Below are 19,824 nucleotides of genomic sequence, written 5' to 3'. Positions count from 1 at the left end.
GCCTCAGAGGCCCTTGCGGCCCATTTCGACGAATTTCTCGCGCCGGCGCGCGCGCAACGCCGCCCCGTCATGGCCGACGAGTTCGCCCAGCGACGCGTCCAGCGCATCGCCCAGCGCGTTGATCGCGGCTTGCGGATCGCGATGCGCCCCGCCCATCGGTTCGGGCACGATGCGGTCGATGATTCCGAGCTTCAGCAGGTCCTGCGCCGTCAGCTTCAAGGCTTCGGCGGCGGTCTGCGCGTGTTCGGCCGAACGCCACAGGATGGACGCGCAGCCTTCGGGCGAGATCACCGAATAGATCGCGTGTTCCATCATCAGCACGCGGTTGGCGGCGGCGATGGCGATGGCGCCGCCCGATCCGCCTTCGCCGATCACGGCGGCGACCAGCGGCACTTTGATTTTGAGGCAGATCTCGATCGCACGCGCGATCGCTTCGGCCTGGCCGCGCGCTTCGGCGTCGATGCCGGGATAAGCACCCGCCGTATCGACCAGCGCGACGACCGGCAGCTTGAAGCGCTCGGCCAGCTGCATCAGGCGCTGCGCCTTGCGATAGCCTTCCGGGCGCGCCATGCCGAAATTGTGACGGATGCGGCTTTCGGTATCCGCACCCTTTTCATGGCCCATGACGACGACCGAGCGGCCGCGGAAACGGCCGATGCCGCCCAGGATCGCCTTGTCGTCGGCGTAAAGCCGGTCGCCGGCCAGCGGCATGTAATCCTCGATCAGCGCCTTGGCGTAATCGACGTAATGCGGCCGTTCGGGATGGCGCGCGACCTGGACCTTCTGCCACGCGGTCAGCTTGGCGTAGGCGGCGCGCAACTGCTTGTCGACCTTGCCTTGCAGCTTGGCGACTTCGTCGGCGATGTTGAGATTGGCGTCGCCGGTCAGGCGCTTGAGCTCTTCGATCTTGCCTTCGAGCTCGGCGATCGGCTTCTCGAATTCGAGGTAATGCGTCATGGCCCTGGGTCTATAGCATGCTCGGGCGGGATGTCACGCCTTCGGATTTCGACGTTAAATCAAAGTATTTACGCCCATTGCCGCAGGCGGTCGGCCTTGGCGACGAGCGCGCGCGCCTGGCGGATCGACGCGATATCGACCAAGCGGCCCTCGTAGGTCGCGGCCCCCTGGCCGCGCGTCGCCGCTTCTTCCAGCGCCAGCAGAATGCCCTTGGCGCGCTCGATCTCCATCGGATCGGGCGTGAAGGCCTCGTTGACGGCCAGAATCTGCGAGGGATGGATGACCATCTTGCCTTCGCAGCCCAGCGCCGCGGCGCGTGCGGCCGATTCCTTCAAGCCCATCGGGTCGTTGAAATCGGCATAGGGCCCGTCGATCGGCCGCTTGCCGGCGGCCCGCGCGGCGACGACGAGGCGCGCGAGCGCGTAGTGCCAGATATCGCTCATCCTTCCGTCGATCGTGTAGGCGGGCGACAGGCCGCCGATATTGGTCGTGCGCATGCCCATCGACGCGGCGAGATCGCCCGAGCCCAGGATCAGCGCTTCGACGCGCGGACAGGAAGCGGCGATGGCTTCGACCTGCGCGAGGCCTTGCGCGGTCTCGATCAGCAATTCCAAGCCGATCGGCGTGACGATGCCCTTGGCGCGCTCGATTTGGCCGAGCCACATATCCAGCGCGATCACGTCTTCCGGCCGGTTGACCTTGGGCACCATCAGAAGATCGAGCCGCGCGCCTGCTTTTTCCACGACGTCGATCACGTCGCGATACATCCATTCCGTATCGCCGCCGTTGACGCGCACCGAAATGGTTTTGCCCACGCCGCGCCAATCGATGTCGTTGAGGCCGTCGATCGCGTTCTTGCGCGCCTTGGCCTTGTCCGACGGCGCCACCGCGTCCTCCAGATCGAGGAAGACGTGATCGGCGGCGGAGCGTGCCGCCTTGGCGAACAACTCGGGCCGGCTGGCGGGGACCGCCAACGCCGTGCGGTTCAAACGGGCGGGAACGCTATCGGGCATCGAACGGTCTCCGTCGTTATGCCGCGCGGCGGGGTAGCTTGGCGATTCGCGCGCCGTTGGCGCGCTCGGCAAGGCGCAGCTCGTAGATCTTTTGCAAATTGAGCCAGTAATCGGCGCTGGAACCGAACCAATGGCCCAGGCGCAGCGCCGTGTCGGCGGTGATCGCGCGCTTGCCGTTCAGAATACCGGTGACGCGGTTGACGGGGACCGCAATCTGGCGTGCGAACGCCGCCGCCGAAAGGCCCAGATCGTTCAGCGCTTCGGCCAAATGTTCGCCGGGATGGATGGGGGTGCGCATGACCAAGTCCTCAATGATAATCCACGATTTCGACGTCGACGGGACCGGGTGATAGCTCCGGCCATGCAAAGCAGATGCGCCATTGGTCGTTGATGCGGATGCTGTAAAGCCCTTTCCGATCGCTGCGCAAAGCTTCCAGCCGATTACCGGGGAACGCCATCAAATCGCGCAGGTCGCGGGCCGCATCCAGCCGATCGAGCCGCATTTCCGCTTGGCGCGCGAAGCCGGAAAACGCCTTGACCGTTTCGCCCCGCGCGAACGCCGCCGTTCGTTTGTCGCGGAAGCTTACGATCATGATTCAAGCTATCAAATATTACGTATGACGTAAAGCATAATGACGGCGCCAAAGAAAAAGGGCGGATGGCCACGCCATCCGCCCTTCGTCATGTATCGCCTCAGCCGATCTTCGCCTCGTTCGCGACGACCCAGTCATAGGCGGGCAGCGTCAGGAAGTCGGGGAACTTCTCGGCGTCGATCATCTCCAGGAACATCTTCGACGCTTCCTTGTAGCGGCCCTTGGCGTAGCGATCGGCACCCTGGGCCTTCTTGATCTTCTCGAGTTCCTCGTCGACGATCTTGCGCACGAGCGGCTTGTCGACCTCGCGCCCGTCGTCGAGCGTGGCGCCGTGATGGACTTGCTGCCACACCTGGGCGCGCGAGATTTCGGCGGTCGCCGCGTCCTCCATCAGATTGTAGAGCGGCACGCAGCCGATCCCGCGCAGCCACGCTTCCAGATAGCCGATACCCACGGCGATGTTCTGGCGCAGGCCGCCTTCGGTCATCGTGCCGGCGGCGGGTTGCAGCAGATCGGCCGCCGTGACGTGCACGTCCTGGCGCTTGCGCGCGATCTGGTTGGCGTCCTTCATCTTCTCGTCGAACACCGCCTTGGCGATGGGGACGAGACCCGGATGCGCCACCCACGTGCCGTCATGGCCGTCATTGGCTTCGCGTTCCTTGTCGGCGCGCACCTTGGCCATCGCGGCATCATTGGCGACGGGATCGTCCTTGATGGGGATCTGTGCGGCCATGCCGCCCATCGCGTGGACGTTGCGCTTGTGGCAGGTCTTGATGACGAGCTGCGAATACGAGCGCATGAAATGCGAGGTCATCGTGACTTGCCCGCGATCGGGCAGCATCTTCTGCGGATCTTCGGCGAGCTTCTTGATGTAGGAGAAGATGTAGTCCCAGCGGCCGCAATTGAGACCGGCCGAGTGCTCGCGCAACTCGTACAGGATCTCGTCCATCTCGAAGCTCGCCAGCAGCGTTTCGATCAGCACGGTCGCTTTGATCGAGCCGCGCTTGATGCCGAGCTTGTCCTGCGCGTGGACGAAGATGTCGTTCCACAGCCGCGCTTCGAGATGGCTTTCCATCTTCGGCAGATAGAAATACGGGCCCGAGCCCTTCTTCTGCAGGGTCTTTACGTTATGGAAGAAGTAGAGGCCGAAATCGAAGATCGAGCCCGACATCGGGCGGCCGTCGACGATCACGTGCTTCTCGGGCAGCGCCCAGCCGCGCGGGCGGACGAACAGCACGGCGTGTTTCGGATTCAGCTTGTAGTGCTTGCCCGATTTCGGATCGTCGAACTCGATCGTGCCGAGATTGGCGTCGCGAAGGTTCACGTGACCTTCGATCAGATTGTTCCAGGTCGGCGTCGAGGCGTCCTCGAAATCGGCCATGAACACGTTGGCGCCGCAGTTCAGCGCGTTGATCACCATCTTGCGGTCGACGGGCCCGGTGATTTCGACGCGGCGATCGAGAATATCCTTGGGCAGCGGCGCCACGGTCCAATCGCCTTCGCGGATCGAGCGCGTCTGCGGCAGGAAGTCGGGCTTCTCGCCCGCGTCGAGACGCGCTTGGCGGTCGGCGCGCGCCTTCAGCAGATCCAAGCGACGCTGGCCGAATTTGCGCTCCATCTCCACCACGAAGGCGATCGCTTCGGGCGTGAGGATTTGCAGATGGTCGGGCTTCACGCTCGCCTCGAGCTTCACGCCAGCGGGCAGGATCGTGCCGCCGGGGCCCTTCACCGTGGTCGGCGCGGGCGGCGGCGGCGGGGGCGCCTTGGGCGCGGGGGCGGCGGCCTTGACCGGGGCGGGCTTGGCGACCGGCGCGGGGGCCGGTTTCGCGACGGGCTTCGCGACCGGCGCCGGCTTGGCGGCGGCTTTGACCGGTGCCGGGGCGGGTTTCTTGGCCGGGGCGGCGGCTTTTTTCACCGGCGCCGGGGTTTTCTTGGCCGGCGGGGCTTTTTTGGCGGGGGCCGGCTTCTTGGCGGGCGCCTTTTTCGGAACGGGCTTCTTGGCCGGGGCGGCCTTCTTCGCCGGCGCCGCTTTCTTCGCGGGCTTGGCGGGGGCTTTCTTGGCGGGTTTCTTCTTCGCGGCCATGGCTCGTTCCTTATTTCCGACGGAAGCTCGTTAGCAGGCTATCAACGGTGTACCGGGCCGCAAAGGGGCGATCAAGGCGCCTTGCGGCGGGCCAAAGGATGATGCGAATGGACCAGCCGTTTCAACCTTTCGCCGCCGACATGCGTGTAAATCTGGGTCGTGGCGATATCGGCATGGCCCAGCATCGCCTGGACCGCGCGTAAATCCGCCCCGCGATCGACCAAATGGCTGGCGAAAGCGTGGCGCAGCACGTGCGGCGACAGGCGCGCGGGCTCGATTCCCGCCGCCGGTGCCAATTCCTTAAGCGCCTGATAGAAGCGCGCCTCGGTCATATGCCCGGCCTCGGCGCGGCTGGGGAACAGATAGGGCGAGTTCTTGAATTTCTTGTCGTCGCGGACCAAGCGCCAAGCGGCGATCGCGTCGCGCGCGGGCCCCGACAACGGAACAAGTCTTTCCTTATCGCCCTTGCCGCGCACGATCAGGAATCGCCCGTCGCGCGACAGCGCCGACAGCTTCAAGCCCGCGAGTTCGGAAATCCGCAAGCCCGAGCCGTAAAGGATTTCGAGTGCGCAGACGAGGCGGGGATCGTCTTTTTTCCGGGCCTCGTCGATCAGCGCCCGCGTTTCGTCTTCCGACAAAATCTTGGGCAGCGGGCGGCCGATCTTGGGCGCATCGACGCTGGCGAAAGGGTCGGTTTGCGAACGCCGTTCGCTGACCAGAAAGCGATGGAATTGGCGCAAGGCCGATAGGCGCCTTGCGGTCGAACGCGGGCTCAAGCCGCGCCGCGCCAGATCGGCCATATAGGTCTTGGCGTGATCGGGGGTCGCCGAAATCGCGTCGGCGTTTTTGCGCGCCAGAAATTCCTCGTAATGCGCCACGTCGCCGCGATAGGCGCGCTGCGTGTGTTCCGACGCGTTGCGCTCCGCGACCAGCATTTCGAGGAACGCGTCGCCGTGGATCGAGACCGCGTCGGGGGCCGTTTTGGGGCGGCCCATGGCGTCAGAGCCCCGAGGCGATCGCCGCTTCGACGGCCAAGGCGCGCGCGGCCGGTTCCTGGCCCACGGCGCGCAGCGCGTCGAGCAACGCGAGCAGCGTTTGCGGGGCGGCACCCGCCGGTCCTTCCATGCCCAACACTTGCGCGGCCAGCGCGATCGTTTCCGCCGTGCGGCCTTGGACGGCCGCCTGATGCAACGCCGTCCACACCGCCGCGTTGGGCAGATTGCTCTGCGACAGCGGCGGCGTTTTTTCCGGGAAAGCGGCGAAGGCGGCCCCCGGCGGCAACTGGCCCAATCCGGCAAGCAATGTCGTCGCCAAGGCGACGCGCGCGGGGGCGGCTTGCGCGTCGAGTTTCACGGTCGCATCGCGCCACGCCAGAAACGCGCGGCCGTCATTGGTATCTTCCCAAGGCTGGCCCGCGATCGTCACCAGCGCCCACAACGCGGCGTAGCGATCCTGCGCCGCACCGGCCTCGGCGCCGAGACGCGCCACGCGCGCGAAGCGCAGCCATTCGCGCGCATCGTCGGGGAACCCCGCCAGCAGGAAAGCGCGCACCGCGTCGCCCGCATAAGCGGCGAGGTCGGGCGAGGCCGGCACTTCGGCCAAAAGATCGACGCTGGCGCGCACCAGCGTGGCGTAGCCGCCGCGCTCGCGCCCATAGCGCCACAGGTTTTGCAGTGCTGCAAGGCGCGCTTGGCCGCTTGCCGCTTTCGCCGCTTGGTAAAGGGCGGCGCGCCCGCGCGGGCCGCCATCGGTCCGCGCGAAGGCGGCGGGATCGGCGGTTTGCGCGGGCGTGAGTTCGACGGCCGCGTAGGCCTTGGCGAGTTCGGAAGACGGCAACGCGCCATAGGTTTCCGCGCGCTCGGCGGCGGCCAACCGGATTTCGGGCGTGGCGGCATCGTAAGCGGCCAGCGCCCGCAACAAGCCGGGATCGTCGCTGCGCGCCAATTCGGCGGGCGGCGCGACTTTGGCCGCGCGCATCATCGCGAAGCCGAGCGGCGTGAGCTTCGCCGCGTTGTCGATCTTCACGCCGCGTCCGTCGCCGCCTTGGGCGAAGAGCAGCGTGATGAAGGTCGCGTCTTCGGGCACGCCTTGGTCGCGCAGCAGCGTCAGGCCCAATTCGGCGCGTTGACGATCGCCTTCCAGCGCCTGGCAGAACAAAAGCCCGCGCCGCACGTCGGGCGCCTTGGATTTGTCGAGCAGATCGCGCGTCAAACCGCAGGCGGCCTTGTCGTCGCCCGAAAGCCAGGCGTTGTCGAGGCGTGCCGCCAGCACGTCGCCGTCGATCTCGCGCTGGGGAATGCGCTGCGCCATTTTCTCGGCCGCGTCGAAGGCGCCGAGATCGAGGAGCTTGCGCGTGCGCAACGCGACCAGACCGGTCTTGCCCTCGCCCGACGGCGTGGTCGTCGTGGAAATCAGCAAACGGATCGCCATGTCGCGCGCGGGCGTGGAGGCGACCGGGGCGGGTAACTCGCCGATCAAGCGTTCGGCGATCGGCCGCGCCGTGCCGTTCCACGCGGTTGCGGACAAACCGCCTTGCGCGCCGTCGATCAAGCCGACGGCTTCCAGATCCATCGGGCGGATGCTTTCGACCTCGAACCCCGCCGGTGCCGAGGGCGGCGTGGGGGCGGGCGTCAATGGCGCCGACGGTGTCGATTGAACCTCCGGCGTCGTCCGCTGCGGGGGCATCAGCAATTGGGCGGCGGCGGGCGAAACCGCCGCCAAGCCCAGAACCAGGCCGAGGGCCAGGCGATCAGCGCGGCAGGCGATCATTGGGAATGACTTTCTCGACCCGCGCCGAGGGGGCGGGGATGTCCCAGGTGGCCAGGAAGCCGACCACACCGGCCGTTCCCAGGACAAGAATGGCCAGAAGCACAAGGAGCGTGCGACGCATTGGGCGTTTCGTTCCGTAAGTCTTGGTGAAGGAAGTCTAAGTATTTGCCACGATTATGGAAAAATCGTGACGACTCGTGAAGATGCAGGCCGTGAAGCCGTTTGCTACACTGCCACTATGTTGCGCATGCGCAAGAGGAAAGGCGACGCCGGGACCGCGAAATTCGCGTATGTCCCTGGTGCTGAACGTTAACCGGGATGGACGGCGAACCGATCGGCGCGCCGCCGGACCCGGCGGCGACGCAAACCATGAGCGTTAGCCAAGATATCCGCGCCCGGCTCGACCGGACCTTGGTCATGGTCGGGCTGATGGGGGCCGGGAAATCGGCCATCGGCAAGCGGCTGGCGCAGGCGCTGTCCTTGCCCTTCGTCGACGCGGACAAGGAGATCGAGGAAGCCGCCGGCTGCACGATCCCCGAGATCTTCGCGCGCTTCGGCGAACCCGCCTTCCGCGACGGCGAGCGCCGGGTCATCACCCGCCTGCTCGACGGCCCGCCTTGCGTGCTGGCGACCGGCGGCGGCGCCTTCATGGACGACACGACGCGCGCCAAGATCAAGCAATCGGGCCTGTCGATCTGGCTGCGCGCCGAACTCGACACGCTGGTCCGCCGCACCGCGCGGCGCAACAACCGGCCGCTGCTGAACGCGGGCGATCCGCGCGAGATTTTGGCGAAGCTGATGGCCGTGCGTTATCCGGTCTACGCCGAAGCCGATCTCGCGGTCGATTCGGCCGACGCGCCGCCCGAAATCACCACCCAGCGCGTGATCGACGCGCTCGCCAAATATCTCGCCGGACCACGAACGCAATGACCCAAACCGTCCGCGTGGCGCTCGATGCCCGCGCCTACGACATCCATATCGGCGAAAAGCTGCTCGAACGCGCGGGCGAGCTCATCCTGGGCGTGCGCAAGGTGAAGCGCGTTTTCGTCGTCGCCGATGCCAACGTCGTCGCCACGCATCTGCCGCGCTTGGAAAAGGGCCTCGCCGCCGCCGGCATCCACTCGCATGTCTTCGTCCAGCAAGCGGGCGACGCGGCGAAATCCTGGGACAATCTCGGCCGCTTGCTCGACGCGATCCTCGATCAGCGCCCGGAACGCGCCGATCTGCTCGTCGCCCTCGGTGGTGGGGTGGTCGGCGACATGACCGGGGTGGCCGCATCGCTGCTGCTGCGCGGGCTCGATTTCGTGCAGATCCCGACGACGCTGCTGGCGCAAGTCGACAGCTCCGTCGGCGGCAAAACCGGCGTCAACACTCGCCAAGGCAAAAACCTGATCGGTGCCTTCCACCAGCCGCGTCTGGTGCTGTGCGATCTCGACGTGCTCGACACGCTGGGGCCGCGCGAACTGCGCGCAGGGTATGCCGAAGTGTTCAAATACGGGCTGATCGATATGCCCGAATTCTTCGAGTGGTGCGAAGCCAACGGCGCCAAATTGTTGGCGGGCGACCGCGCCGCGCAAGCCTATGCCGTGCGCGTGTCGTGCGAAGCCAAGGCGCGCATCGTGACCGAGGACGAGCGCGAAACCGGCGTGCGTGCACTGCTCAATCTCGGCCACACTTTCGGCCACGCGCTCGAAGCCGAGCTCGGCTATGGCCCCGAATTGCTGCATGGGGAAGCGGTGGCGATCGGCATGCGCCAAGCCTTCGACTTCTCGGTGCGCGCGGGGCTGTGCCCGGCCGACGATGCCAAGCGCGTGCGCGCCCATATCCGGGCCTGCGACATGGCGGCCGATCTGCCGCGCCAACACCGCTGGAATGCCGACGCGTTGATCGCCCATATGGGCCACGACAAGAAGGCCAGCGGCGGCAAGATCACCTTCATCCTGGCGCGCGGCATCGGCAAATCCTTCATCGCGCGCGACGCCGATATCGGCGCGGTGCGCGCGATGCTGGCGGCGGAGTGCGCCGCATGAATTGGGCGGCGTTCGGCTGGGACGATTGGCTGGCGTTGATCGCGCTGGCCGTTCTGTTGACCGCCAGCGCCTTGCTCAATGCCGCCGAGTCGGCGATCGGTGCGGCGTCGCGCGCGCGGCTTCAAGCGCTGGAACGCAAAGGCAGCAAACGCGCCGCACTCGTTCTTTATCTCAAGACCAAGACCGACGCGCTCGCCTCGGCCGTGCGCTTCGGCAATATCGCGGCCCTCGTGCTGGCGACGGCGCTGGTCGCCTGCGCCTTCACCTATGATTTCGGCTTCGCCGGGCCGATCTACGCCGCGATTTTGGTCGCCGGGCTGTTCGCCGTGTTCGGCGAAGCCTTCGCGCGCATCTGGGCGCTCAACAACGCCGATCGGGCGGCGTTGACGTTCGTGCCCGTCGCGCGGTTCTGGCTCGGATTTTTGACGCCGCCGGCACGGATCACGCGCAAGGCGGCGCTGGGGATTTTGCGCGCCTTCGGCTGGAAGCCAAAAGAACGGCCCGCCGAAGCGGCCGAAGAACAGTTGAAGGGTGCCATCGATCTGCACGGCGCGGCGGCGCCGGATTCCGAGACGCGCAAGGAGCGGCAGATGATGCGCTCCATCCTCGATCTCGCCGACGTGACGGTAGCGGCGATCCTCGTCCATCGCCGGCAGGTTTTCGCGATCGACATCGAACAGCCGGCCGAAGCGATCCTCGATCAGGCGTTGTCGAGCCCGTATTCGCGCATTCCGCTGTGGCGCGGCGTGCCCGACAATATCGTCGGCGTGCTGCACGCCAAGGCGTTGCTGCAAGCGGTGCGCGGCCAGGGCGGCGACGCGGGCAAGGTCGATGTGCCGTCGATCGCCGCGCGGCCCTGGTTCATCCCGGACACGACGACGCTGCTCGACCAGCTCGAAGCCTTCCGCCGCCGGCGCGAACATTTCGCGCTGGTCGTCGACGAATACGGCGCGCTGCTCGGCGTCGTGACGCTCGAAGATATCCTCGAGGAAATCGTCGGCGACATCGCCGAGCGGCACGAATTCAACGTGCCCGGCGTGCGCCCGCAATCGGACGGCAGCTACGTGATCGACGGGCATGTGACGATCCGCGATCTCAACCGCCAATTCGATTGGCGCCTGCCCGACGAGTCCGCCGCGACGATCGCGGGGCTGGTGCTGTACGAAGCGCGCCGCATTCCCGACGTCGGACAGGTTTACGTCTTTCACGGCTTGCGGTTCGAGATTGTGCGCCGCAAACGCCATCAAATCGCGACGCTGCGCGTGGCCGTGGCCGACGATGCGGCGACGGCGAAGGCCGCGAAAATTCCTGCCTCGGGCGAACGCGCGGCCTGAATTTTCGGGACTTGCCAAGGGGCATCGGCCGGGCGCTTAATTCAAACCAGGACGGCGTCCGAACCTTGCGAACGGGAAATCCCGCGCAAGGCGCTTTCACGATCAACACCGGACGACCGGGCACAGATCGGAGGAAACATGCATCGCCGTATTGTTCCCGACGTGATCTCCGGCAGCCAGGAATTGGCGACCGCTTCCGGCAATATGACCGTGCGCGAAGCCTGCGTGACGATGGCCAAGCGGCGCATCGGCGCGCTGATGATCGTCGAAGGCGGTCATCTGGCGGGCATCTTCACCGAGCGCGACGCGATGACCAAGATCGTCGGTCAGCATCGCGATCCCGACAAGGTGACGCTGGGCGAAGCGATGACCCGCAATCCCGACACGATCGGTCCCGACGCCCCGCCGCGCGAGGCGTTGGAGATGATGCGCCGCTACGGCTACCGGCATTTGCCGGTGGTCGAGGGCGGCAAGCTGATCGGCATGGTGTCGGTGCGCGATCTTTACGCGGCGGCCTTGGGCGAACTCGAGGAAAACCTCAAGGAACGCGAAGCCTTCATCGCGGGCGGGGCGGGCTACGGCCTGAACTGATTTTCTTGGCCTGAAAGGCCGGGCGGGCGATCATCCGGGACGTCACGTCCCGGAGATCGCTTCGCTATGCCCGCGCCAATCCAGCCGACACCGCACGCCGAGCTTCCGCAAGCCGCCGCACGCGAGCCGATCCATACGCGCCGGATCGTCTGCAACGGTTATCGCCGCGCGGATGGCTTGTGGGACATCGAAGGCGAGCTGACCGACGTCAAATCCTATCCTTTCGACAACCGGTTTCGCGGACCCATTCCGCCCGGCACGCCGCTGCACGGGATGAAGCTGCGTTTGACCATCGACGACGACATGATCGTGCGCGAAGCGCATGCGGCGAGCTACGCCACCCCTTACGAAACATGTCCGGATGTGGCGCCCGATTTCAGCGCGCTGGTGGGGTTGCGCATCGGGCGCGGCTGGCGCAAGGCGGTGCTCGAACGGCTGGGCGGGGTCAAGGGTTGCACGCATCTGGTCGAGCTTGCGATCAACGCGCTGGGCACGACCGCGTTCCAGACCGTATTCCCGCTGCGCAAAACCAAGGGCGAGGGGCGGCCCGCCCATCTCGACACGTGCCACGCGCTGGCGTTGGACGGCGAAATCGTGCGCCGCGACTACCCCGAATTCCACGTCGAACGGCGCTGAATTTTGGCGCGTGCCGGCGGCCGGGTCCGGGGCAAGCGGAAATAGGCGAGCACGTAAACGCGGATCGCGGAGGACAGATTTCCCCGATGGGGCGATTTGGCCACGCGCTCGAACACCTGATCGACCGCCAATCCTTCGCGCGTCGCGATCTCGTCGATCGCGTCCCAGAAGCCGGGCTCCAGGCGCATCGACGTGCGCTTGCCCCGGATCGTGACGTTGCGCGGGCGCTCGGAAGGAACGGGCAATACCGGCTCCTAGAATAATTCAGAAATTAATAGCAAATCGGTTGTAAAGACGCAAACGGCTTCGCTGCCATGGGACGGCGCGCGGGCGGTCAGGCCTTCGCGGCTTCGTCGGGCGTGCGGGTCTCCAGCGCCAGGGCGTGGACGCGCTCGGCAAGCTCGCTCGCCAGCACGGCATAGACGCGCCGCTGGCGTTCCACGCGGCCCATCCCGGCGAACGCGGCCGACACGATGCGCACGCGGAAATGGGTTTCGCCGCCGGGGGCGGCTCCCGCATGCCCCGCATGGCGCGCGGATTCGTCCTCGATATCCAGCGCGGCGGGCGCGAATTCGGCGGTCAGTTTCGTGCGGATACGGTCGGCATAGATCGGCATGAAACCTTCCTTCAACGCCGGCGGCGCGGCTGGCCGGCGCGCAAGGTCCATTCGACGATCTTGCGCATGGCGCTGCCCAGCGCCGCGTCGAAGGCTTGCGAGACGGCGGACAGATCGCCTTGCGCGGCGCGCACGCGTTCGTCGGCGACGAAGCCGGCTTCGATCACGCGGTCGGGCAAGCGCACCAGCCGCACGCCCAAGCGCACATGCGCATGGGGCAAGGCGCCGTCGAAATACTCGGCCTGGAATTCGCGTAGATCGACCTTCAGCAAATAATCGGGGCGCAACGCCGCCGAATCGCGGCTGACGCCGACGATCTTGCCGGTCGCCTCGAAACTTTCGATCAACAGCGCCTGCACCATGCGCGGCGCCGTGTCGGTCCATGCCGCGCGGGCGTAGAAATCGAGCGTGAAGGGCGTGCGTTGAAGGGCGATACGCGCGGTGTCGAGCCCGCCCGAGGCGATCGGCAATTCGATTGCGAGCTGCCAATCGGCTTGCGGCAGGTCGGCGGCGAAGGTCGATTTGGGCGTGAGCGTATAAAGCTGCGGCGGATCGCCGCCGCCGGGCAGGGCGCAAGCGCCGAGCGTCGCGACCGAACCGCCGACCAGTACCGCGCGACGGGTGATTTTCGTCGTCGTCATTTCGCCTCCACGCCGCGCTGCTGATCGCCGAACAGGAACCGTGCGGGATCGCGTTCGAAATTCGCGATCACGCGGTTGAGGGTCATCATCAGCGTGCGGCCCTCGATCATGAATTGCTGCAGATCGTAGACGCCTTGCTGGCCGAAATCCTCCAGGCCGGGCCGCGTCGTGGCGACCAAACGCTCCATCTCCTCCGCCACGCGCCCGAAGCCGCCCAGCGTGTTGCGCAGATCGGCGATCGCGGCCTGCGCTTGCGGGCCCAAGGGCCGCGCGTCGCGCGCCGCCGCCTGGATCTCGTTCAGCAGCGATTGGGCTTGGCCGCTGACGCGCTCGATCGATCCGCGCGATTCCGCGATCAGTTTGTCGGCGCCGGCGAGCGACCGATCGACGTTCTTCAGCGTGCCGCCCGCGTCGCTGGCCAGCTTCTCCACCTGCACCAAAGTGGCGGCAAGGCTGCCCATCGCGGTGGCGCCGTCGTCGATGATGCGGTTGATGTTGCGCAGATTGTCGTCGTTGAGGATCTGGCTGATGCGCTCGACCAGCACGCCCACGCGCGCCATCGCCTCGGGCGCGTCGGTCAGCAATTGCTCGATCGGCGAGGGGCGCGACGGAATGACCGGCGCCGTGGCGCCCGGCTGGATGCGTAATGGGGCGGCTTCCTGCGTGCCGCCGGTCAATTGCACGAAAGACAGCCCCGTAATGCCCTGCGGCTGGAGCGAGGCGACCGTGTCGGTCTTGACCGGCGTGCCCGGGCGCAAGCCGAGCACGACCAGAATGCGTTCGACGTTGTCGGGGTCGATGCGGATGTCGGAAACCGTGCCGACCGGCACGCCGCGATAGCGCACGGTCGAGCCGATCGACAGGCCGGTGACCGAGCCGCGGAACAGCGTGTGATAGGTCGTCTGCGCTTCGCCCAGATTGGCGCGCGCGAACCACAGCCCCGCGAACGCCAGCAGCGCCGTCAGCGACAGCACGAAGATCCCGACCAGAAAATGGTTGGCGCGCGTTTCCACCGGTCAAGTCCCCCGAGATTCCAAAGCGGCGCGGCCGCGCGGACCCGAAAAATACTCCTGGATCCAAGGATGCGGGTGCGCGCGGATTTCGTCCAGCGTCCCGACGACGATCTTTTTGTCGATCAGCACGGCGACGCGATCGGCGATGGCGCCCAGCGTGTCGACGTCGTGGGTGATCATCACGACGCTGAGCGCCAGGCTGCGTTGCAGGTCGCGGATCAGCGCGTCGAATTTCGCCGCGCCGATGGGATCGAGGCCGGCCGTGGGCTCGTCGAGGAACAGCAAATCCGGATCGAGCGCGATGGCGCGCGCGAGGCCCGCGCGCTTGCGCATGCCGCCCGACAGCTCCGACGGAAACTTGGCGCCCGCATCCTGCGGCAGCCCGACCATCGAGAGCTTCACGCGGATCAACTGGCCGACGAGTTTGGGATCGAGCTTCATATGCTCGTTGAACGGCAGGCGGATATTCTGCGCGACGGTCAGCGCGCTGAACAAGGCGCCGTCCTGGAACAGCACGCCCATGCGCTTCAGCACCGGTGCCCGCGCCATGGAATCGAGCTTGTCGAGCTGTTCGCCCAGCACTTCGACCGTGCCGCCGTCGGGGTGTTTGAGGCCGAGGATCGTGCGCAGCAGCACCGATTTGCCCGTGCCCGAGCCGCCGACGATCGCCAGGATCTCGCCGCGCTTCACGTCGAGATCGAGCCCGTCATGGATCGGCGGGCTCGAACCGAAGCGCGTGACCAGGCCGCGCACGCGGATGACGGGATCGTCGCTCATATGCCCAGATACGAAAATACGATGGAGAACGCGGCGTCCGCGAGGATCACCAGGAAGATCGATTTGACGACCGAGCGCGTCGTGTGGATGCCCACGCTTTCGGCCGAGCCCGAGACCTTCAAGCCTTCGTAGCACGCGACCAGGCCGATCAGCACCGCGAAGACCGGCGCCTTGATCAAGCCGATCACATAGGTGCTGAGCGATACGGCCGTCGACAGCTGCTCGAGGAATTGTTCGAGCGACAGGCCGAGGCTGAGGAGCGACAGCGTCATGCCGCCGATCAGCGCCATCGTATTGGCGTAGAAGACGAGCAGCGGCAGCGCGATCGCCAACGCGATCAAGCGCGGCAGCACCAGCGTTTCCATCGGGTCGAGGCCGATGGTGCGCATCGCGTCGATTTCCTGGTTCACCTTCATCGTGCCGATTTCGGCGGTGAAGGCGCTGCCCGTGCGGCCCGCGACCAGGATCGAGGTGATCAGCACGCCGATCTCGCGCAGGATCGACACGCCGAGCAGATTCACCGTGAAGACTTCCGCGCCGTAAGCGCGCAATTGGTCCGCCCCCTGGAAGGCGAGCACGATGCCGATCAGGAAGGACAGCAAGCCCAGGATCGGCAGCGCATCGATGCCGATGCGTTCGATATGATGGACGATGCTGGTCAGCCGCACGCGTTGCGGGCGATACCACGACAGGCTCCAGGTCGAAGCGACCGCGCCCAGGAACGCGAGCAGCGCGTAAGCCTCGCGCAGCAATGCGATCGTATTCTCGCCCGCGCGTTCGGCGAGTGCCCGGAACGCGCCCTCGAACGGCCTTGCGAGGGGTTTGCGTTCTTCCTCGGCCGCTTCCATGCGCTCGAGCAAGGCGGCTTGCGCGTCCGAAGCACCCGCGAGCTCGATATCGATCCCGGCTTCGCGCCAGCGGCGGAATTGCCGGTGGATGAGCCAAGCGCCGCCCGAATCCAGCGCTTCGACAGCGGCGATATCGACCCGCACGTTGCGGGCCCCCTTCACGTCGATTTTGGCCAGTGCGGCTTCGAGATCGGGCACGAAGGCGAGCGTCCAGCGCCCGCCGAGCGTCGCCACGCCGGCGGCGCCGTCATGCCCGCTTTGGGCCCATCCCGGTGCGCGCCGAAGTTCCGCCATGCCCCATCTTGGCGAGTCCGGACCCGTCGGGGCAAGTTAAGCGGCACCCCGTATCGGGGTAAGGGTGTCGTTATCAGAATGGCAAATAGTCAGATTTTCCAAGGAATTGGAGAATTTGCGTCTGCGGCAAAAAATTCTCGTGCCCCTGCGACGACTTAACGCTTGATTTTTGCAGCGCACAAACTATCTTGTGCATTGCGACATCTGATGTCGCAACTTGAAACGGCCTCCGGGTCGTTTCTTGGGCGTTTCCTCCCTAAACTTGGGCCGTGCTGCAAAGCGCGGCCCTTTTCTTTTTCGGGGATCGCCGAAATGCCCGTTCGCCGGCTAATTACCGTGTTATTCCTGGTATTTATCGCGTCGGCCGCCGCCGCCCAGCAGGTTACGCCAGTGACCGGCGACAGCGCCGAGGGCCGCGTGTTGATCGAGCGGTTGCGCGCGGGCGGGCTGGTGCTGTTCTTCCGTCACGCCGTCACGTTGGGCATGAAGTGCGATCGGACTTTCCGCATCGGTGATCGCGACGGTCAGCGCAATATCTCCGCCGCCGGTCGGGACCAATCGCGCCGGATCGGCGAAGAATTGCGCGCCCGAGACATTCGCATCGCATTGCCGGTTCTCGCCGGACCGGTTTTCCGCGCGCGCGATACGGCGGAACTCGCGTTCGGCGAAAGCAATGTGCGTGTGACCGACGATTTGATCGCCGACGATTACGCGGGCGGCAGATTGGACGCCGTGCTCGAAGCGCATGCGCGCTTGTTTTCGGCGCCCGTGGCACCCGGTGCCAACCGCGTGCTGGTCGGGCACCGCACGCCCGCGATCATGGTGCTGGGCGAGAGCGTGGCGCAGCGCGCCTTTCCCGAAGGGGCGGCGCTGGTGTTGGAGCCTGTCCCCCCGCGCGGTCGGCTGCTTGGCATCTGGATGCCAGCCCCGATCGAGGGCGCGGGGTTTCATAGCTGCTAACGCTTCACGCGTTCCTTGCGGATGACGATGAACGCGAAGATCAGCAGTGACGCGAAGGCGCCCAGCGAACCGGCCGCCGCAAGCGGTTCGGCGGCTTCCGCGCCCGCATAGAGAAACCACAGCCCGATCGTCATCACCAGCACGCTGCCCAGCGCCACGCGCGCTTGCCATATCGCGAGCTTCGTCGGATCGATCTCCGGGTTCAGCCGGTAATAGACGCCGTAGAGGAACAGCGAGACCCAGCCGAGCAGGTTCACATGCGCGTGGGCGGGTTTCTGCAAATGCTCGCCCGAAATCGCCATTTGCAATCCCATCGCCATGCCGATGATCGCGCACAAAACGCCCGCGACGAAGCAGAACGACGACGCTTTCATGGGTCGCTCCCTGGTTCTTTTTCCTTACCGCCCGAGCGCGGCTTTCGCATCCTTGTGATCGGGGTCGAGGCTGAGCGCCTTTTCGTAGGCGGCGACCGCATCCGCCTTGCGGTCCAGCGCTTCCAGCACGCGGCCGCGCCAATAATGGCCGCGCGCGTTTTTGCCCGCGGCTTCGGCCATCAATTCGAGATCGGCGAGCGCGTCCTTCGCGTTGCCGATGGTGAGTTTGGCGATCGCGACATTGACCAGAATATCGGGCTGGCCCGGCAACAACGCGCGCGCCTGGCCGAAGGCGCCCAGCGCTTCCATCGGCCGTTCCTGCGCCATGCGCACGAGGCCGAGATTATTGGCCGCCAAGCCGTTGGACGGATCGAGTTCCAGCGCCTTCAAAAAGCAATCGGCGGCGGCGTCGAACTCGCCTTCCAAGCGGAGCACCGCGCCCAAATTGGCGTGCGCGTCGGCGAATTCGGGCAGCAGCTTCACCGCGCGTTCGAGCCGCACGCGCGCCGCATCGCGCTTGCCCAGCGCATGAAGGGCGAGGCCGCCGAGATTGAGCGCGTCCACGTCGTCCGGCCGGTCGACGAGGATCGCGGCGTAGATCGCTTCGGCTTCCGCCAAGCGGCCTTTCGTATGCGCGTCCAGTGCGGCTTGCAGGCGCGTATCGGCTTCGCTCATCGTCCCGCCGGCGGGAGCGTATCCCGGCCGTCCCCTAAAGCGCGTTGCATGATCACGACGTCGACCCAGCGTCCATGCTTGAAACCGACGGCGTGCATGATGCCGCCATGTTCGAACCCGAGCGATTTGTGCACGCCGATCGATCCCGCATTGCCCGAATCGCCGATCACCGCCAGCATCTGCCGCGCCCCCCAGGCTTGGCAACGGGCGATCAACTCGGCGAGAAGTTTTTTGCCGACACCTTTGCGTGCCGCGCCGGGCGCGACATAGATCGAATCCTCGACCGCGAAGCGATAGGCCGAGCGCGGCCGGAACGGTCCGGCATAGGCGTAGCCGAGGATAACGCCGTTCGTGTCGGTCGCGACCAACCATGGCAAGCCTTTGTCGACGATCGCGGCACGCCGGCCGCGCATCTCATCGAGCGTGGGCGGCGCTTCCTCGAACGTGCCAAGCCCGTTGGCGACGTGATGGGCGTAGATCGCGTGGATGGCGGGCAGGTCGGTGTCGGCGGCGTCGCGAATGATCATTCTTGGGGTCCGGGAAGTGTCGGGGCGATGGAAGCGAGAACTGCGGTCAGCGCCGTCAGCGCGTTGCGCAACTTGTCGAAGCCGGGTGCGGGCGCGATGCGCGCTTCGTCCATATAAAGGCCGCGGTTGATTTCGATCTGAAGCGCGTGATGGCCGTTGGCGGGTTGCCCGTAATGGCGCGTGATATAGCCGCCCGCGTAAGGCTCGTTGCGCGCGACGGCGTAGCCCGCGTCGCGCAGATGCCGCTCGGCCGCGTCGATCAAGCTGGGGGCGCAAGCCCGGCCGTGACAATCGCCGAGCACGAAATCGGCGCGGCGCTTGCCGGGGTCGCGGTCCATCGGGCCGCCGATCGAGGGCATCGAGTGGCAATCGATCAGCGCGACGCGGCCGAATTTCGCGGTGCCGCGCGCGAGAAGATCGGCGAGTGCGGCGTGATAGGGCGCGTAGAGCGTTTCGACGCGCCTTCGCGCTTCGGAAAACGACAATTTGCCGCGATAGATATCGGTGCCGTTGGCGACGACGCGCGCGAGCGTGCCCAAGCCCCCGCCCACGCGCGGCGAGCGCGTGTTGACGAAATCGGGCAGCTTCCCGTCGAACATCGCGGGGTCGAGCTCCCACTTCTCGCGGTTGACGTCGACATAGGCGCGCGGGAACAGCGCGTTCAACAAAGGCGCGCCGGCGGCCGCGGCCCCGCGCGCGAACAATTCGTCGACGAAGGCGTCCTCGGACCGGCGCAAGGACACGGGGTCGAGCTTGGAACTCGCCTGAAAGGCCGAGGTGTAGATGCTGCCCGAATGGGGCGACGAAAAAACCAGCGGCACGCGCCATGCGGCCGGTGCGTCGCCGGCCAGCGCGAAGGGGGGATCGGGATCGAGGATTTCGGCGGTGCTGGACGTCATATACGAATCGGCGCGACGACGAAGGGCGGGGCGGCGGACGAACCGCCTTCGCGCGCCCGCGAACGCGGTCGGCGAAGAGACGGACCCCCTTGAAAACGCCCGAAAATCGGGCTTTGCGCAGGCCGGCGGCGGAACTTCGAAAGGGATTGCGACGGGCACTTGCCAAACCCGGGCTTCCCTGTCTATATCGCCGC

At 66.2% G+C, this 19,824-nt stretch carries 24 protein-coding genes; 6 read left to right on the top strand and 18 right to left on the bottom strand.

Annotated elements, in window-relative coordinates; genetic code table 11:
* Positions 1 to 3: 3 nt before the first annotated feature.
* The 8 genes from J0H39_14150 to J0H39_14115 all read right to left on the bottom strand — a co-directional run bounded on the left by J0H39_14150 (position 4) and on the right by J0H39_14115 (position 7,536).
* On the bottom strand, positions 4 to 957 hold the full coding sequence (locus tag J0H39_14150) for an acetyl-CoA carboxylase carboxyltransferase subunit alpha (GenBank protein ID MBN9497894.1): 954 nt from the start codon (positions 955 to 957) through the stop codon (positions 4 to 6).
* Positions 958 to 1,025: 68 nt separating this feature from the next.
* Positions 1,026 to 1,970 carry a CoA ester lyase gene (locus tag J0H39_14145; protein ID MBN9497893.1) on the bottom strand — a complete coding sequence of 315 codons (945 nt, stop codon included), beginning with the start codon at positions 1,968 to 1,970 and terminating at the stop codon, positions 1,026 to 1,028.
* A gap of 16 nt (positions 1,971 to 1,986) precedes the next feature.
* Entirely contained in the window at positions 1,987 to 2,268 is a 282-nt protein-coding gene (locus J0H39_14140) for a HigA family addiction module antidote protein (protein MBN9497892.1), read from the bottom strand.
* 10 nt (positions 2,269 to 2,278) lie between these two features.
* The gene (locus J0H39_14135; protein MBN9497891.1) at positions 2,279 to 2,563 is read right to left on the bottom strand and encodes a type II toxin-antitoxin system RelE/ParE family toxin; all 285 of its coding nucleotides are present in this window, start codon (positions 2,561 to 2,563) and stop codon (positions 2,279 to 2,281) included.
* Between the two features lie 100 nt (positions 2,564 to 2,663).
* Positions 2,664 to 4,292, bottom strand: a complete 1,629-nt coding sequence (gene aceB, locus J0H39_14130) for a malate synthase A (GenBank protein MBN9497890.1) — start codon at positions 4,290 to 4,292, stop codon at positions 2,664 to 2,666.
* 425 nt (positions 4,293 to 4,717) lie between these two features.
* Complete coding sequence (locus J0H39_14125) at positions 4,718 to 5,641, bottom strand: site-specific tyrosine recombinase XerD (protein ID MBN9497889.1); 924 nt, start codon at positions 5,639 to 5,641, stop codon at positions 4,718 to 4,720.
* 4 nt (positions 5,642 to 5,645) lie between these two features.
* Entirely contained in the window at positions 5,646 to 7,415 is a 1,770-nt protein-coding gene (locus J0H39_14120) for a hypothetical protein (GenBank protein MBN9497888.1), read from the bottom strand.
* On the bottom strand, positions 7,396 to 7,536 hold the full coding sequence (locus tag J0H39_14115; GenBank protein ID MBN9497887.1) for a hypothetical protein: 141 nt from the start codon (positions 7,534 to 7,536) through the stop codon (positions 7,396 to 7,398). The genes J0H39_14120 and J0H39_14115 overlap by 20 nt, the downstream gene beginning before the upstream one ends.
* A 248-nt stretch (positions 7,537 to 7,784) precedes the next feature.
* Between J0H39_14115 and J0H39_14110 the strand changes: the two genes are divergently transcribed.
* From J0H39_14110 to J0H39_14090, 5 genes are all read left to right on the top strand, one after another.
* On the top strand, positions 7,785 to 8,345 hold the full coding sequence (locus J0H39_14110) for a shikimate kinase (protein MBN9497886.1): 561 nt from the start codon (positions 7,785 to 7,787) through the stop codon (positions 8,343 to 8,345).
* Positions 8,342 to 9,445, top strand: a complete 1,104-nt coding sequence (locus J0H39_14105; GenBank protein ID MBN9497885.1) for a 3-dehydroquinate synthase — start codon at positions 8,342 to 8,344, stop codon at positions 9,443 to 9,445. Before J0H39_14110 ends, J0H39_14105 begins: the two co-directional genes overlap by 4 nt.
* Positions 9,442 to 10,779, top strand: a complete 1,338-nt coding sequence (locus tag J0H39_14100) for a DUF21 domain-containing protein (protein ID MBN9497884.1) — start codon at positions 9,442 to 9,444, stop codon at positions 10,777 to 10,779. Before J0H39_14105 ends, J0H39_14100 begins: the two co-directional genes overlap by 4 nt.
* Positions 10,780 to 10,917: 138 nt before the next feature.
* Positions 10,918 to 11,370, top strand: coding sequence for a CBS domain-containing protein (locus tag J0H39_14095; GenBank protein MBN9497883.1), 453 nt, complete (start codon positions 10,918 to 10,920; stop codon positions 11,368 to 11,370).
* Positions 11,371 to 11,436: 66 nt separating this feature from the next.
* Positions 11,437 to 12,006, top strand: coding sequence for a DUF2889 domain-containing protein (locus tag J0H39_14090; GenBank protein ID MBN9497882.1), 570 nt, complete (start codon positions 11,437 to 11,439; stop codon positions 12,004 to 12,006).
* On the opposite strand, the gene J0H39_14085 is transcribed toward J0H39_14090, so the two are convergent.
* The 6 genes from J0H39_14085 to J0H39_14060 form a co-directional block, all read right to left on the bottom strand.
* On the bottom strand, positions 11,976 to 12,251 hold the full coding sequence (locus J0H39_14085) for a ribbon-helix-helix domain-containing protein (GenBank protein MBN9497881.1): 276 nt from the start codon (positions 12,249 to 12,251) through the stop codon (positions 11,976 to 11,978). The genes J0H39_14090 and J0H39_14085 overlap by 31 nt on opposite strands.
* Before the next feature lie 89 nt (positions 12,252 to 12,340).
* Entirely contained in the window at positions 12,341 to 12,622 is a 282-nt protein-coding gene (locus J0H39_14080; protein ID MBN9497880.1) for a BolA family transcriptional regulator, read from the bottom strand.
* An 11-nt stretch (positions 12,623 to 12,633) separates the two neighbouring features.
* Positions 12,634 to 13,263 (bottom strand): membrane integrity-associated transporter subunit PqiC, encoded by a 630-nt coding sequence (locus J0H39_14075; GenBank protein MBN9497879.1) that lies wholly within the window; start codon positions 13,261 to 13,263, stop codon positions 12,634 to 12,636.
* Positions 13,260 to 14,276 (bottom strand): MCE family protein, encoded by a 1,017-nt coding sequence (locus tag J0H39_14070; GenBank protein ID MBN9497878.1) that lies wholly within the window; start codon positions 14,274 to 14,276, stop codon positions 13,260 to 13,262. The genes J0H39_14075 and J0H39_14070 overlap by 4 nt, the downstream gene beginning before the upstream one ends.
* Before the next feature lie 3 nt (positions 14,277 to 14,279).
* The gene (locus J0H39_14065) at positions 14,280 to 15,053 is read right to left on the bottom strand and encodes an ATP-binding cassette domain-containing protein (GenBank protein ID MBN9497877.1); all 774 of its coding nucleotides are present in this window, start codon (positions 15,051 to 15,053) and stop codon (positions 14,280 to 14,282) included.
* Positions 15,050 to 16,195 (bottom strand): MlaE family lipid ABC transporter permease subunit, encoded by a 1,146-nt coding sequence (locus J0H39_14060; protein MBN9497876.1) that lies wholly within the window; start codon positions 16,193 to 16,195, stop codon positions 15,050 to 15,052. Before J0H39_14060 ends, J0H39_14065 begins: the two co-directional genes overlap by 4 nt.
* 390 nt (positions 16,196 to 16,585) lie before the next feature.
* Here J0H39_14060 and J0H39_14055 point away from each other — a divergent pair, with 390 nt between their 5' ends.
* The gene (locus J0H39_14055) at positions 16,586 to 17,155 is read left to right on the top strand and encodes a histidine phosphatase family protein (GenBank protein ID MBN9497875.1); all 570 of its coding nucleotides are present in this window, start codon (positions 16,586 to 16,588) and stop codon (positions 17,153 to 17,155) included.
* Here the strand turns inward: J0H39_14055 and J0H39_14050 are convergent.
* Genes J0H39_14050 through J0H39_14035 form a run of 4 tightly spaced genes read right to left on the bottom strand, consistent with a single transcriptional unit; the run spans position 17,152 to position 19,630 of the window.
* On the bottom strand, positions 17,152 to 17,529 hold the full coding sequence (locus J0H39_14050; protein ID MBN9497874.1) for a hypothetical protein: 378 nt from the start codon (positions 17,527 to 17,529) through the stop codon (positions 17,152 to 17,154). The genes J0H39_14055 and J0H39_14050 overlap by 4 nt on opposite strands.
* Positions 17,530 to 17,553: 24 nt before the next feature.
* Positions 17,554 to 18,204: a tetratricopeptide repeat protein gene (locus J0H39_14045; protein MBN9497873.1), complete on the bottom strand. Its 651-nt coding sequence runs from the start codon at positions 18,202 to 18,204 to the stop codon at positions 17,554 to 17,556.
* Positions 18,201 to 18,731: an N-acetyltransferase gene (locus J0H39_14040; GenBank protein MBN9497872.1), complete on the bottom strand. Its 531-nt coding sequence runs from the start codon at positions 18,729 to 18,731 to the stop codon at positions 18,201 to 18,203. Before J0H39_14040 ends, J0H39_14045 begins: the two co-directional genes overlap by 4 nt.
* The gene (locus tag J0H39_14035) at positions 18,728 to 19,630 is read right to left on the bottom strand and encodes an N-formylglutamate amidohydrolase (GenBank protein MBN9497871.1); all 903 of its coding nucleotides are present in this window, start codon (positions 19,628 to 19,630) and stop codon (positions 18,728 to 18,730) included. Before J0H39_14035 ends, J0H39_14040 begins: the two co-directional genes overlap by 4 nt.
* Between the last annotated feature and the right edge of the window lie 194 nt (positions 19,631 to 19,824).

This window comes from Alphaproteobacteria bacterium (assembly GCA_017308135.1).
Classification (GTDB): Bacteria; Pseudomonadota; Alphaproteobacteria; order CACIAM-22H2; family CACIAM-22H2; genus Tagaea.
The sequence above is the reverse complement of the archived record's forward strand: the minus strand, read 5'-3'. Positions and strand labels throughout refer to the sequence as shown.

Coding starts and splice junctions, on each gene's coding strand:
- J0H39_14105 (MBN9497885.1), top strand. CDS start 8,342: ATGACCCAAACCGTCCGCGTGGCGCTCGATGCCCGCGCCTACGACATC.
- J0H39_14135 (MBN9497891.1), bottom strand. CDS start 2,563: ATGATCGTAAGCTTCCGCGACAAACGAACGGCGGCGTTCGCGCGGGGC.
- J0H39_14140 (MBN9497892.1), bottom strand. CDS start 2,268: ATGCGCACCCCCATCCATCCCGGCGAACATTTGGCCGAAGCGCTGAAC.
- J0H39_14090 (MBN9497882.1), top strand. CDS start 11,437: ATGCCCGCGCCAATCCAGCCGACACCGCACGCCGAGCTTCCGCAAGCC.
- J0H39_14075 (MBN9497879.1), bottom strand. CDS start 13,263: ATGACGACGACGAAAATCACCCGTCGCGCGGTACTGGTCGGCGGTTCG.
- J0H39_14110 (MBN9497886.1), top strand. CDS start 7,785: ATGAGCGTTAGCCAAGATATCCGCGCCCGGCTCGACCGGACCTTGGTC.
- J0H39_14120 (MBN9497888.1), bottom strand. CDS start 7,415: ATGATCGCCTGCCGCGCTGATCGCCTGGCCCTCGGCCTGGTTCTGGGC.
- J0H39_14035 (MBN9497871.1), bottom strand. CDS start 19,630: ATGACGTCCAGCACCGCCGAAATCCTCGATCCCGATCCCCCCTTCGCG.
- J0H39_14115 (MBN9497887.1), bottom strand. CDS start 7,536: ATGCGTCGCACGCTCCTTGTGCTTCTGGCCATTCTTGTCCTGGGAACG.
- J0H39_14045 (MBN9497873.1), bottom strand. CDS start 18,204: ATGAGCGAAGCCGATACGCGCCTGCAAGCCGCACTGGACGCGCATACG.
- J0H39_14040 (MBN9497872.1), bottom strand. CDS start 18,731: ATGATCATTCGCGACGCCGCCGACACCGACCTGCCCGCCATCCACGCG.
- J0H39_14080 (MBN9497880.1), bottom strand. CDS start 12,622: ATGCCGATCTATGCCGACCGTATCCGCACGAAACTGACCGCCGAATTC.
- J0H39_14095 (MBN9497883.1), top strand. CDS start 10,918: ATGCATCGCCGTATTGTTCCCGACGTGATCTCCGGCAGCCAGGAATTG.
- J0H39_14065 (MBN9497877.1), bottom strand. CDS start 15,053: ATGAGCGACGATCCCGTCATCCGCGTGCGCGGCCTGGTCACGCGCTTC.
- J0H39_14150 (MBN9497894.1), bottom strand. CDS start 957: ATGACGCATTACCTCGAATTCGAGAAGCCGATCGCCGAGCTCGAAGGC.
- J0H39_14100 (MBN9497884.1), top strand. CDS start 9,442: ATGAATTGGGCGGCGTTCGGCTGGGACGATTGGCTGGCGTTGATCGCG.
- J0H39_14050 (MBN9497874.1), bottom strand. CDS start 17,529: ATGAAAGCGTCGTCGTTCTGCTTCGTCGCGGGCGTTTTGTGCGCGATC.
- J0H39_14060 (MBN9497876.1), bottom strand. CDS start 16,195: ATGGCGGAACTTCGGCGCGCACCGGGATGGGCCCAAAGCGGGCATGAC.
- J0H39_14145 (MBN9497893.1), bottom strand. CDS start 1,970: ATGCCCGATAGCGTTCCCGCCCGTTTGAACCGCACGGCGTTGGCGGTC.
- J0H39_14125 (MBN9497889.1), bottom strand. CDS start 5,641: ATGGGCCGCCCCAAAACGGCCCCCGACGCGGTCTCGATCCACGGCGAC.